At 74.0% G+C, this 12,458-nt stretch carries 12 protein-coding genes; 11 read left to right on the top strand and 1 reads right to left on the bottom strand.

Annotated features, from left to right (window positions below; all coding sequences use genetic code 11):
* From HHX35_RS01420 to HHX35_RS01370, 11 genes are all read left to right on the top strand, one after another.
* Entirely contained in the window at positions 1 to 1,194 is a 1,194-nt protein-coding gene (locus HHX35_RS01420; protein WP_310738837.1) for a VWA domain-containing protein, read from the top strand.
* Positions 1,187 to 2,287 (top strand): XdhC/CoxI family protein, encoded by a 1,101-nt coding sequence (locus HHX35_RS01415; protein ID WP_182897218.1) that lies wholly within the window; start codon positions 1,187 to 1,189, stop codon positions 2,285 to 2,287. Before HHX35_RS01420 ends, HHX35_RS01415 begins: the two co-directional genes overlap by 8 nt.
* Positions 2,284 to 2,874: an NTP transferase domain-containing protein gene (locus tag HHX35_RS01410; protein ID WP_182897217.1), complete on the top strand. Its 591-nt coding sequence runs from the start codon at positions 2,284 to 2,286 to the stop codon at positions 2,872 to 2,874. Before HHX35_RS01415 ends, HHX35_RS01410 begins: the two co-directional genes overlap by 4 nt.
* Positions 2,875 to 2,951: 77 nt before the next feature.
* On the top strand, positions 2,952 to 3,752 hold the full coding sequence (locus HHX35_RS01405; RefSeq protein WP_182897216.1) for an SAM-dependent methyltransferase: 801 nt from the start codon (positions 2,952 to 2,954) through the stop codon (positions 3,750 to 3,752).
* A gap of 94 nt (positions 3,753 to 3,846) precedes the next feature.
* Positions 3,847 to 4,881: an LLM class F420-dependent oxidoreductase gene (locus HHX35_RS01400; protein WP_182897215.1), complete on the top strand. Its 1,035-nt coding sequence runs from the start codon at positions 3,847 to 3,849 to the stop codon at positions 4,879 to 4,881.
* A gap of 98 nt (positions 4,882 to 4,979) precedes the next feature.
* A complete protein-coding gene (locus tag HHX35_RS01395) occupies positions 4,980 to 6,131 on the top strand; it encodes an aminopeptidase P family protein (protein WP_310738836.1) in 1,152 nt (383 codons plus the stop codon).
* 25 nt (positions 6,132 to 6,156) lie between these two features.
* On the top strand, positions 6,157 to 6,717 hold the full coding sequence (efp, locus tag HHX35_RS01390) for an elongation factor P (protein WP_182897214.1): 561 nt from the start codon (positions 6,157 to 6,159) through the stop codon (positions 6,715 to 6,717).
* Position 6,718: 1 nt separating this feature from the next.
* A complete protein-coding gene (gene nusB / locus HHX35_RS01385) occupies positions 6,719 to 7,129 on the top strand; it encodes a transcription antitermination factor NusB (protein ID WP_182897213.1) in 411 nt (136 codons plus the stop codon).
* A 96-nt stretch (positions 7,130 to 7,225) separates the two neighbouring features.
* Positions 7,226 to 7,948, top strand: a complete 723-nt coding sequence (locus tag HHX35_RS01380; RefSeq protein ID WP_182897212.1) for a methyltransferase domain-containing protein — start codon at positions 7,226 to 7,228, stop codon at positions 7,946 to 7,948.
* Between the two features lie 42 nt (positions 7,949 to 7,990).
* On the top strand, positions 7,991 to 9,235 hold the full coding sequence (locus HHX35_RS01375; RefSeq protein WP_182897211.1) for a DNA polymerase IV: 1,245 nt from the start codon (positions 7,991 to 7,993) through the stop codon (positions 9,233 to 9,235).
* A 147-nt stretch (positions 9,236 to 9,382) separates the two neighbouring features.
* On the top strand, positions 9,383 to 9,766 hold the full coding sequence (locus tag HHX35_RS01370; RefSeq protein WP_139574434.1) for a DUF3040 domain-containing protein: 384 nt from the start codon (positions 9,383 to 9,385) through the stop codon (positions 9,764 to 9,766).
* Between the two features lie 239 nt (positions 9,767 to 10,005).
* On the opposite strand, the gene HHX35_RS01365 is transcribed toward HHX35_RS01370, so the two are convergent.
* Entirely contained in the window at positions 10,006 to 12,447 is a 2,442-nt protein-coding gene (locus HHX35_RS01365) for a DUF3488 and transglutaminase-like domain-containing protein (protein ID WP_182897210.1), read from the bottom strand.
* Positions 12,448 to 12,458: the final 11 nt, after the last annotated feature.

The following is a 12,458-nucleotide window of genomic DNA, read 5'->3' as shown; positions in this document are numbered from 1 at the left end:
GTGACCGACCGGGGCGGTAGCGGCCACCTCCCGGGCCTGCTCGCGTCGCCCGGTCCCGAACCTGTCGCGGTGCTGACCGGGTTCGCCCGGACGCTGCGGGCGGCGGGGGTCGCGGCCGACCACCATCGCACCCAGAGCTTCCTCGCGGCGCTCGGCCACCTCGACGCCGCCGACGGGCGGAACGTCTACTGGGCGGGCCGTCTCACCCTGTGCGCCGGGCCCGACGACCTGCCCCGTTACGACCGCTGCTTCGCGGCCTACTTCTCCGCCGCCTTCCGCGCACCGCGCCGCGTGCGCGCGACGGTCCTGTCCGTGACCCGCCCGGTGGCGGCGCCGTACGGCGGCGGGGAGCCGGAACCGGCGGGCGAGCAGGGTGGCGAGCAGGGCGCGCCCCCGGCCACGGCGAGCGAGATCGAGGTGCTGCGGCACCGGGACGTGGCGCGGATGAGCGAGGCCGAGCGGCGGGAGGTGCACCGCCTGCTCGCGCTGCTGCGCGGCAGGCGGCAGCCGCGCAGGTCGCGGCGCTACCGCCCGGCGCCGCACGGCGGCGCGACCGACGCGCGGCGCACGGTCAGGGAGATCCTGCGGCACGGCGGGGAACCGGCCCGGCTGCGCCGCCGCGTGCGCGGGGACCGCCCGCGGCGGGTCGTCATGCTCGTGGACGTCAGCGGCTCGATGGCCGCCTACGCCGACACGCTGCTGCGCTTCGCCCACGCGCTGGTGCGCGCGGAGCCGGGGGCGACCGAGGTGTTCAGCGTGGGAACCCGGCTCACCAGGATCACCGCCGCGCTGCGCCACCGCGACCCCGGCCTCGCCATGGACGAGTGCTCGGCGGCCATCCCGGACTGGAGCGGCGGCACCCGGCTGGGCGAGGAGGTGCGGGCGCTGCTGCGCCTGCCCGATCCCCGGGGCGCGATCGTCGTGGTCGCCTCCGACGGGTGGGAGCGGGGCCCGGCCGACCTGCTGGGCGCGCAGATGGCCCGGCTGTCCCGGCTCGCCCGCCGCGTCGTGTGGGTCAACCCGCACAAGGGCGACCCGGCGTACCGGCCGCTGACCGCGGGCATCCGCGCGGCGCTGCCGTACGTGACGGACTTCGTCGCCGGGCACAGCCTGGCCGCGTACGAGGACCTGGCCGCGCTGCTGGCCGGCGACCGGCCCGTGCGGGCGGTGCGGAGGGGAGGGGCCGATGCGTGACGTGCTGGACCAGGTGCTGCGCTGGTGGGAGCAGGGGCGGCGGTTCGGCCTCGCCACCGTCGTCGGCACCTTCCGCAGCGCGCCGCGCCCGCCGGGGGCGGCCATGGCCGTCCTCGACGGCGAGGCGGCCGGCAGCGTGTCGGGTGGCTGCGTCGAGGGAGCGGTGTACGAGCTCGCCGCGCAGGTCGTCGCCACCGGGACGCCGGTGCTGCAGCGATACGGCGTGAGCGACGACGACGCCTTCGCGGTCGGCCTGACCTGCGGCGGGATCATCGATGTGTTCGTGGAGCCGGTCTCGAAGGAGGACTATCCGGAGCTGGGGGAGGTCGCCGCGGACGTCGCCGCGCGGCGTCCGGTCGCGGTGGCCACGATCGTCGCGGGCCCCGGTCGCGTGGGAGCCCGCCGCCTGGTCTGGCCGGACCGGGCGGCGGGCCCGCTCGGCTCGGCCCGGCTCGACGACGCGGTGGACGACGACGTGCGCGGCATGCTCGCGCAGGGACTGACCGGCGTGCGGCGCTACGGCCCTGAGGGCGAGCGGCGGCTGGACGATCTGCGGGTGTTCGTGCAGTCGTTCGCGCCGCCGCCGCGCATGCTGGTCTTCGGCGCGATCGACTTCGCCGCGGCCGTCGCGCGGATCGGCCGCTTCCTCGGCTACCACGTGGTGGTGTGCGACGCGCGGCCGGTCTTCGCCACGGCCAAGCGGTTCCCCGAGGCCGACGAGGTCGTGGTGGCCTGGCCGCACGACTACCTGGCCGCCGCCGAGGTCGACGAGCGCACCGCGATCTGCGTGCTCACCCACGACCCGAAGTTCGACGTGCCGCTGCTGGAGGTGGCCCTGCGCACCCCCGCGGCATACGTCGGGGCCATGGGGTCGCGGCGCACGCACGCGGACCGGCTGGCGCGGCTGCGCGAGGCCGGCCTGACCGAGGACGAGCTGGCCCGGCTGAGGTCGCCGATCGGGCTCGACCTCGGGGCGCGCACGCCGGAGGAGACGGCCGTGTCGATCGCGGCCGAGCTGATCCAGCTGCGCTGGGGCGGCAGCGGCAGGCCGCTCACCGAGACGTCGGGACGCATCCACGGCGAGTCGCGGTGAGCGGTGCGGCGGTCGCCGGGCTGCTGCTGGCTGCCGGAGGCGGCAGCCGGTTCGGCGGGCCGAAGGCGCTGGTGGAGTTCGAGGGGGAGCGGCTGGCCGACCGCGGGGTGCGGCTGCTCGCCGAGGGCGGGTGCCGGCCGGTGCTGATCGTCCTCGGGGCCGCCGACGTGCCGGTCGCCGGCGCGGTCGTCGTGCGCAATCCCGGCTGGGCGTCCGGCATGGGGTCGTCGCTGCGGGCCGGGCTGCGCGCGCTCCCGCCGGCGGCCCCCGCGGTGGTGATCGCGCTGGCCGACCAGCCGCTGGTGCGGCCCGAGGCGGTGCGCCGGCTGATCGCGGCGTTCGAGGCCGGCGCCCGCGTCGCCGTCGCGGCGTACGCCGGGGCGCCGCGCAACCCGGTGCTCATCGCCCGCGAGCACCTGGCGGAGGTGGCCGCGCTCGCCGAGGGCGACGTGGGCGCGCGGCCCTTCCTGCGCGCGCATCCCGAACTGGTCACGGCCGTGCCCTGCGACGACGCGGGCGACCCCGCGGACGTCGACACCCCGGCTGACCTGTGCCGACTCCGTAAGGGACGACTGCATAAGGAGTGATTCGCCCGATTCGCTGCCCTTGGTGGGCTCCGTCACAATGATCGCGAAGAGCAGTCCGGCCGAGCGGGGAGCGCGTCATGACGGAGCAGGCGCCCGGCGGGTTCGACGTCACTCAGCCCAACGTCGCCCGCATGTACGACTACTACCTGGGCGGCAAGAACCACTTCCCGGCCGACCGGGCGGCGGCCGAGCGGGTCATCGAGCTGTCCCAGGGGCACGTACGGGAGGCCGTGCGGGAGAACCGCGCGTTCCTCGGCCGGGCCGTGCGCTACCTGGCGGCCGACTGCGGCATCCGCCGGTTCCTCGACCTCGGCGCCGGACTCCCGACGCAGGGCAACGTCCACGAGATCGCGCTGGAGGAGGCCCCCGACTCGCTCGTGACGTACGTGGACAACGACGCGGTGGTGGCGGCGCACGCGCGGGCGCTGCTGGAAGGCGATCCGCGTGTGCGCTTCCTGGAGGGCGACCTGCGCAGGCCCGAGGAGATCGTGGCCGCGGCGTCGGCGAGCGGTCTCACGTTCGACCGGCCCGTCGCGCTGCTGCTGGTGGCCTGCCTCCACTTCGTGCCGGACGAGGAGGACCCGGAGGGAATCGTGGCGGCCTACCGCGAACTGCTCCCCTCCGGGAGTCACATCGTCATCTCGCACGTCTGCTCCGACCTCGTCCAGGAGGCGATGGCCGCGGCGGGCGGCGTGTACGGCAGGGCCAACGCGCCCTTCGAGGCCAGGCCGGCGGCGCGGATCATCCGGTTCTTCGACGGGTTCGACATGGTCGAGCCCGGGCCGGTCCCGCTGAACGAGTGGCGCCCCGAGCCCGACGCGCTGCCGCTGCGCGGCGGCTTCCTGCCGGTGCTCGGAGGCGTCGGCCGCCGACCCTGACGATGGTCATGCCCGGTCCGCGCCACTAGCCTTGGATCCGAATACGGAACATCATTCGGTTACTGGCGGGTTCACGCGCGGAAGGACGAAGCGGATGCGGATCGGGATGGCCCTCAACTACTCGGGGGGCTTCAAGGAGACCGTCGCCGAGCTGGCCGACTACGAGAAGGCCGGGCTCGACATCGTGTTCGTGGCCGAGGCGTACAGCTTCGACGCCGTCAGCCAGCTCGGTTACATCGCGGCGAGGACCGAGCGGCTGCAGATCGCCTCGGGCATCCTGCCGATCTACTCCCGCACGCCGGCCCTGCTGGCCATGACGGCCGCCGGCCTCGACTACGTCTCCGACGGGCGGTTCACGCTCGGCATCGGCACGTCGGGCCCTCAGGTCATCGAGGGATTCCACGGCGTGCCGTACACCGCGCCGCTCGGCCGCACCCGCGAGGTCATCGAGATCTGCCGCACGGTGTGGCGGCGCGAGCGGCTGCAGTACGCGGGCAAGCACTACACGCTGCCCCTGGAGGGCGGCACCGGCCTCGGCAAGCCGCTCAAGCTGATCAACCACCCGGTGCGCGAGCGCGTCCCGATCGTGATCGCGGCCATCGGGCCGAAGAACGTGCAGCTGGCCGCCGAGCTGGCGGAGGGCTGGGAGCCCATCTTCTTCGTGCCCGAGAAGGCCGCCGACGTGTGGGGCGCGTCCCTCGCCGCCGGGCGGGAGCGCCGGGACCCCGCGCTCGGCGAGCTGGACGTGATCGCCCAGGCCATGCTGGCGATCGGCGACGACGTCGACGACGTGCTGGAGCTGGGCCGTTCCATGGCCGCCCTCTACATCGGCGGCATGGGCGCCAAGGGCAGGAACTTCTACAACGACCTGGCCCGCCGCTACGGCTACGAGAAGGAGGCCGAGCAGATCCAGGACCTCTACCTGGAGGGCAGGAAGAAGGAGGCCGAGGCGCTCGTGCCCAGGGACCTGCTGGAGCGCATGTCCCTGGTCGGCTCGGAGGGGCACATCAGGGAGCGGCTCGCCGCGCTGCGCGAGGCCGGGGTCACCACGCTCAACGTCGCGCCCATGGCCCGCACCCACGAAGAGCGCGTCAAGCTCATCGAGAAGATCCGCGAGCTGGCCTCCTGACCGCCGCCTCCCCGGACCCCGCGCCCCGCCGCCGGCGGTGGGACGCGCGGGGAGGGGAGCCGGAAAGGCCGAGGCGGGCGCGGCGGTAGAGTCCGTCCGTGACCGATGCCGCAGGGACTCACGCCGCAGGGACTCACGCCGCAGGGACTCACGCCGCACGCGCCGGGACCACCGTCACCGGCGCCGCGGCGATCCACGCCGCGCGCCGCGCGCGCCTGGCCGGGGCGCTGCGCGAACACGAGGCGGCGGCCGCCCTCGTCACCTGGCCGGTCAACGTCCGCTACCTGACCGGCCTGGCGAGCTCCAACGCCGCCGTGCTCGTCACCGCGACGGGCGAGGCCGCGCTCGCCACCGACTCGCGCTACCTGGAGACGGCGCAGGCGGTGTGCTCGGGCGTCGAGGTGATCGAGGACCGCGACGTGGCGGGAGCCCTGCTCAAGCGGGGGCCGGGCGCGGCGCGGGTCGCGGTGGAGGCCGACCACATGCCGGTGGGGCTGTTCCAGCGGCTGTCCGCCGAGCACGCCGGCCTCAGTCCGGCCGGCGGCCTCGTGGAGGCCGTCAGGGCCGTGAAGGACGAGGGGGAGATCGCGGCGCTGCGGCGCGCCTGCGCGATCACCGGCGAGGCGTTCTCCCTGGTCGTGGAGCGCATCGCCCCCGGCGTCACCGAGCGGGAGATCGCCCGGTGGCTGGAGGCCGCCATGGTCGAGCTCGGCGCCGACAAGCCGGCCTTCGACTCCATCGTGGCGAGCGGCCCCAACGGCTCGATCCCGCACCACTCGCCCTCGGACCGGCCGGTCGAGCGGGGCGACCTGGTGACCGTGGACTTCGGCGCCCGCTACGACGGCTACCACGCCGACATGACCCGCACGGTCGCGGTGGGCCCGCCCGCGGCGTGGCAGCGCGACCTCTACGACCTCGTACGGCAGGCCCAGCGCGCCGGCCGCCACGCCGTACGGCCGGGGGCGACGGCGCACGAGGTGGACGCCGCGGCGCGCGACGTGATCGCGGAGGCGGGTCACGCCGAGCGGTTCGGCCACGGGCTGGGCCACGGAGTCGGCCTGGAGATCCACGAGCTGCCGTTCCTGGGCCCTGGCAGGACCGGTAGACTAGAGGATCGAGTTCCGATCACCGTCGAGCCGGGGGTCTATCTCCCGGGCAGGGGCGGTGTGCGCATCGAGGACACGCTGGTGACGCGTGGTGACGGGCCGGAGCTTCTCACACTGACGACCAAGGAGCTGCTCGTCCTGTAGGGCAGCCGCACGCGGGAGACGCTACGTGGCGACGACGAACGACCTGAAGAACGGACTCGTGCTCAAGCTCGACGGTGGGGAGCTGTGGACCGTTGTCGAGTTCCAGCACGTCAAGCCGGGTAAGGGCGGCGCGTTCGTCCGCACCAAGCTCAAGAACGTCATGTCCGGCAAGGTCGTCGACAAGACCTTCAACGCCGGCGTGAAGGTTGACGTGGCGAACGTCGACAAGCGGGACATGCAGTACTCCTACCTCGACGGCGACGACTTCGTCTTCATGGACACCGAGACCTACGACATGGTCAACATCCCGCGCGATGTGGTGGGCACCGCCGCCAACTACATGCTGGAGAACACGACCGCGACCGTCGCCTTCAACGAGGGCAACCCGCTGTACGTCGACCTCCCGGCGGCCGCGGAGCTGACGATCTCGCACACCGACCCGGGCCTGCAGGGCGACCGCTCCACCGGCGGCACCAAGCCCGCCACCCTGGAGACCGGCGCCGAGATCAAGGTCCCGCTCTTCATCACGACCGGCGAGAAGGTCAAGGTCGACACTCGCACCGGCGAGTACCTCGGTCGGGCCTGACGTGTCGGCTCGGGGGAAGGCCCGCCGCCGCGCGCTGGACATCCTCTTCGAGGCCGAGGCCCGGCAGCTGAGCCCGCTCGACGTGCTCGCCGAGCGGGTGGAGCGGGCGGACCCGCCGGTCAACGAGTACAGCTCCTTCCTCGTCGAGGGCGTGGTGCGGCACCTGGACCGCATCGACGAGCTGATCTCGACGTACGCCGAGGGCTGGACCCTGGAGCGCATGCCGGCCGTGGACCGCAACGCCCTGCGCGGCGGGACCTACGAGATGCTGTGGTCGGAGGAGGTCCCGGAGGGCGTGGTCATCAGCGAGTGGGTGCACCTGGTGGCGGAGCTGTCGACCGACGAGTCGCCGCAGTTCGTCAACGGACTGCTGGCCCGCTTCAAGCAGCTCAAGCCCTCGCTTTCGCTTTGACCCCACGGCCCTCGGCCCGGCGGCTCCGGCAGTTCCGGCGGTTCCGGTGGTTACGAGAGGCCGACAGTTCCGAGAGGCCGGACAGGGAGGCCGCAAGTGCGTGACGCCACACGCCGCGCCGTCGTCTGGGAGGCGCTGCGCGCGCTCCTGGCCGAACGGACGGCCGCCACCGGGCGCGACACGCTCGACATCGTGGACGCCGGCGGCGGCACGGGCGGCTTCGCCGTGCCGCTGGCCACGCTCGGACACACCGTGACCGTGGTCGACCCGACCCCCGACTCGCTGGCCGCGCTGGAGCGCCGCGCCGCCGAGACGGGCGTCGGCGTGAAGGGCCTGCAGGGCGACGCCGCCGACCTCGGCGACCTGCTGGACCCCGGCAGCGCGGACCTGGTGCTGTGCCACAGCGTGCTGGAGTACGTCGAGGACCCGGCGGGCGCGCTGGGCGCGGTCGGCGGCATCCTGCGGCCGGGCGGCGTGGTGAGCGTGCTGGCCGCCAACTCGGTCGCCGCGGCCGTCCACCGCTCGCTGGCCGGCAACTTCGACGAGGCGCGCCGGGTGCTGTCGGATCCGGCGGGCCGCTGGGGCGACCGCGACCCCACGCCGCGCCGCTTCTCCCGGGAGACGCTGGGCGCGCTGCTGGCCGGTGCCGGGTTCACCGTCGGCGAGGTGCACGGCGTGCGGATCTTCGCCGACCTCGTCCCGGGCATGCTGGCCGAGAGCGACCCCGAGGGGCTCGTCGCGCTGGAGCGGGCGGCGGCGACCCATCCCGTGCTCCGCGACGTCGCCACCCAGATCCACGTCATCGCCTACCGCAAGTAGAAAAGACGTTCGGATGTCGCGGTGGTCGGGTAGGGTGACCTCATGTCCCGGAACCAGCTGCTGCCTCGGGATCCGTCACCACCGCCGGACGGTCCGGCCGACGACAGCGGCTGTCCCATCCTGCACGTGGACATGGACGCCTTCTACGCCAGCGTCGAGCTGCTCGACCACCCGGAGCTGCGGGGCACCCCGGTCATCGTCGGCGCCACCGGCGCGCGGGGGGTCGTGCTGAGCGCCACCTACGAGGCCCGCAGGTTCGGGGTCCACTCGGCGATGCCGATGACCCGGGCCCGGCGCATCTGCCCGCAGGCCACGGTCATCCCGCCCCGCCACGCCAAGTACGCCGAGGTGTCCCGCGGCGTCATGGAGATCTTCCAGGCGGTCACCCCCGAAGTGGAGCCGATCGCCTCCGACGAGGCGTTCCTCGATGTCGGCGGGGCCCGCCGCAGGCTCGGCAGCCCGGCGGCCATCGCCCGGATGATCCGCGCGCAGGTCGCCGAGCGGTACGGCATCACCTGCTCGGTGGGGGTGGCGAGCACGAAGTTCGTGGCCAAGCTCGCCTCGCGCCAGTGCAAGCCGGACGGCCTGCTCGTGGTCCCGGCCGACCGGGTCGTGGAGTTCCTGCACCCGCTGCCCGTCGCCGCCCTGTGGGGCGTGGGAGAGCGCACCGAGCAGGCCCTCGTACGGCTCGGCATCCGCACCGTGGGGGACCTGGCCCAGGTGCCGGCGGCGACGCTCCAGCGCGAGTTCGGCGCCGTCGGCGCGCACCTGGCGGCCCTGGCCTGGGGGCGCGACGAGCGCCGGGTGGTGCCGCACGCGCCCGACAAGAGCATCGGCAACGAGGAGACGTTCCCGCACGACGTCGACGACCCCGAGACGATCAGGCGTGAGCTGCTGCGGCTGTCGGAACGGGTCGCCGCGCGCCTGCGGGCCGGGGGGCACGTCGGCCGCACGGTCAGCGTCAAACTCCGCCGATCCGACTTCACGACCATCACCCGGTCGCGTACGCTGCGCGAGGCGACCGACGTCGCGAAGGAGATTTTCGACACATCATGCGAGCTCTACGAGGCCGCCGGGCTGGAGCGGGTGCGGTTGCGGCTGGTCGGCGTGCGCGTGGAAAACCTGCTTCCGGCCGCCGCGGCGACGCGTCAGCTGGGCCTGGGGGAGCGGGAGACCGGCTGGCGGGAGGCCGAACAGGCCATGGACCGGGCGGCTCGCCGCTTCGGTCCGGACGCGGTGAAGCCGGCATCGCTTGTTCGGCGTCCGTTTGGTCCAATAGGTCCATGACGTCACCTCCGGTTTGGACCGCGTTGGACGTTTTCTTTCGCCTACGTCTGAGGCCTCGTATTCTGGGGATAACCGACCGCGAGGTTCGGACACCCCGTGTCGTCCGTTGCCGTCTTCCCCTGAATGGGGCCGTCCTTGGGAGGCGCCGTGCCGCTGTCTGAGCACGAGCAGCGCTTGCTCGACCAGATCGAGCAGGCCCTCTATGCCGAGGACCCGAAGTGGGCGAACACCGTACGGATCAGCGATCCGCGCAGCCACTACAAGCGCCGCCTGGTGAAGGCCTCTATAGGCTTCGCACTCGGCGTGGTCCTGCTGATGGTCGGCGTCGTCGCGGCCCAGATCTGGCTCGGTGCCGCCGGCTTCGTGGTCATGCTGGCCACCTGCCTGTGGGGTCTGTCGAGCTGGAAGCGCATGAACGGGTTCGGTGACTCCCCGCCGTCCCACAACCGCGGCCGCCGCCCTCAGCGCCAGCGCCAGAGCTTCATGGAGCGCATGGAGGAGCGCTGGCGCCGCCGCCACGACGAGCACTGATCCCCATCTGAGCCACCGCTCCCCATCCGAGGCAACGCCGGTGGGCCCGCGTCGCGGGCCCACCGAGTCGTCTGTGGAGACCCCCACTCATCCCCCGCCTCGCCTGCGGCTGTTCGCCGGCCGAGTGCGGCCCTCAGCTTGACCCGATAGGGGCCCGCCGCCCCCGGCCCCACGTCGTCCGGCCCCACATCGTCCGGCGCCGGGCTGCCGGGGGGCCGCCGATCAGTGGCGGGAGCCGATCAGCGACGGGCGCCGGTCAGGGTCCGCTCGCTCGCGGAGTCGCCGGCTCCGGCCCGGGTGCCGCCGGGGCGTTCCGGCATGGTGGCCGTCCGCGTCGCGCCGGGCCGCGCCCGCCAGAGCCGCAGTCCCTCCAGCCGGTCGAACACGTCGAGCGCTCCCTCGCCGGCCGCCCGCACCCGCAGCAGAACGGATGTCGGAGCCAGCACGGCCCCCAGGCGCCGCCACCGTGAGGTCCTCGACGCCAGATCGCGCCTGATCCGGCGCAGGTCCGCGGGGACGGGCCCCGACGCCGAGGGCGTGGGAGCGTACCTGAGCCGCTCCTCGGACGTGACGACGCGGGTGAGCGACTCGGCGGCCTGCGGCCCGAGCGCGTACCGCTCGCCGATCCGGCGGCCGAGCGCGCGCGGCGTCTCGCTCGGCTCCCCGGCCATCCCCAGGTCCGTGAGCATGTCGCGCAGCTCGGACCAGGCCGCGTGGCCTCCCGTCGCCGTCCGCGTCATCCGGCGATGGCGCCGGCGGCGCACCACGAGCCGCGCGGCGGCGGGCAGCAACAGCAGCGCGAGCGCGGCGGCGGCGCCGATTCCGATCTTGACGGTCATGGGCGTGCCCGGGTCGGCCGCGATGGCCGTGCCGTCGAGGTCGCGGTCGAGCTGGCGCGGGTTCGGCCGGGCCGGCCCGGCGCTCTGGCCGCTGTCGTCCTTCTCGTCCGCCGACGGCCCGTCGGACGGGCCCGTCGTGGGATCGTCCGTCGGTGTGACGGGCAGCGAGTACAGCGGCACCTGGGCCGTGCCCTGCCCGCCGGCCCCGGCGGGAGTGGGCTCGAACCGCAGCCAGCCGATCCCGTCGAAGAACAGCTCCGGCCACGCGTGGGCGTCGTGGGTGCGGACCGTCCACACGTCGCCGATCTTGGCGCCGCCCGTGTATCCGATCGACACCCGCGCCGGGATGTTGAGCAGACGCGCCATCACGGCCATCGCGCCGGCGAACTGTTCGCAGTAGCCGGTGCGGTCGCGCAGCAGGAAGCGGGACAGCGCCTGCGCGCCCGATCCGGACGCGCGAACGTCGTAGGTGAACCGGCCGGCCCGGGTGAACCACTCCTGCAGCTCGACCGCGGCCTCGTACGGCGTGGCGGCGTCGGCGGTGACCCGGCGCGCGAGGGCGGCCACCCGGGGATCGAGCCCGTCGGGCAGCTGCAGATAGCGTTCGCTTTCCGGGAGGGCCACCGCCGTGCGCAGCTCGGTCATGGTGGGCTCCGGCTCCTCGGTCACCACCCGATACTCCAGCCCGGACGCCTCGTCCTCCGTGGAGAAGACCATGAGCGAGGACCGGTCCGCGCGCCAGTCGCCGTCCGCGTCGACCTGCCGGGCCGGGTACGGCAGCGGCAGGAAGTTGAGCTTGCCGATGTCCTCGCTCATCGTGACCCGCATCTCGGCGCGCTTCACCGACACCCCGGGGCGGAGCCCGGGAGTGGGCGGCAGCGGCCCTTCCGACACGCGGTCCTCCGAGAGCCCCCGCAGCGGGGACAGCGTCCACTTCGTCCCGTCGAAGATGTCGAGAGAGTAGATCCGCAGATAACGCGGCACGTCGTCGCTGCTGGTGTAGGTGAGCACGGTCGCGTTGCGCTGCTGCCTGAGCTGGCCGCCGAGCTTGGCGATGGCGTCGGGGATGCCGATGTTGCCGCCGCCCCCGCCGAGGCCGTTGCCGACGCCGAAGCCGAACAGCGGATCGGGGGAGAGCGCCGGCAGCACCGCGGGCACCAGGACCGCCAGCGCGATCGCCGCCACGCCGATGCGCTTGCCGGACAGGGCGAGCCGCTCGGTGTCGGGGGTGGCGCCATGCGCGGAGCCGGAGGAACGTCGCACCACGACGGCCCGGCCCCAGCGGCTCAGGCGCTCCCGCCCGTCGGCGACGAGCAGGCCGATGTAGCCGAACGCCGCGACGACGAACGCAGGCCACCCGATCGGCTCCGTGAGCACCGCCGCGGGCACGGTGAACAGGGCGAGCAGCGGCAGCCCGGCCAGCGCCGCCCGGCGCAGCCGCACCGCGAGGACGTCCACGAGCAGGGCGATCAGCGCCACGCCCACCGCGGTGAGCAGCGTGATGCCGGGATTGTCCGGCACCGGGGCGGCGTACTGCTGGATGTCGTCGAACCCGGAACCGACCAGCTCGGCGAGCCGGGCGAGCGAGTCCATGGTGGGGACGATCCGCAGCCACGCCTCGTCAGGCGTGAAGACGAGCGTCAGGTAGAGCAGGGCCGCCACGGGCGTCACGGCGGGCGCCACCCACGGACGGGCGCCAAGGCGGGAGGCCACCGCCCCGGCCACGGTGGTGACGAGGATCGCCCCCATGCAGGACCAGAACCAGGCGCCGCCCTCGAAGAGCGGGTAAAGCGTGATCGTGACGGCCGCCGTGGCCAGCCCCGCCGCAACCGGCAGTTTCATTGCTTCTTACC

It is taken from the genome of Microbispora sp. H10830 (assembly GCF_014161375.1).
GTDB classification, from domain to species: Bacteria; Actinomycetota; Actinomycetes; order Streptosporangiales; family Streptosporangiaceae; genus Microbispora; species Microbispora catharanthi.
The sequence above is the reverse complement of the archived record's forward strand: the minus strand, read 5'-3'. Positions and strand labels throughout refer to the sequence as shown.

What these genes read in the sequence shown, in the direction of transcription:
- HHX35_RS01415 (WP_182897218.1), top strand. Translation starts at nt 1,187, where the DNA reads ATGCGTGACGTGCTGGACCAGGTGCTGCGCTGGTGGGAGCAGGGGCGG.
- HHX35_RS01405 (WP_182897216.1), top strand. Translation starts at nt 2,952, where the DNA reads ATGACGGAGCAGGCGCCCGGCGGGTTCGACGTCACTCAGCCCAACGTC.
- HHX35_RS01400 (WP_182897215.1), top strand. Translation starts at nt 3,847, where the DNA reads ATGCGGATCGGGATGGCCCTCAACTACTCGGGGGGCTTCAAGGAGACC.
- HHX35_RS01375 (WP_182897211.1), top strand. Translation starts at nt 7,991, where the DNA reads ATGTCCCGGAACCAGCTGCTGCCTCGGGATCCGTCACCACCGCCGGAC.
- HHX35_RS01365 (WP_182897210.1), bottom strand. Translation starts at nt 12,447, where the DNA reads ATGAAACTGCCGGTTGCGGCGGGGCTGGCCACGGCGGCCGTCACGATC.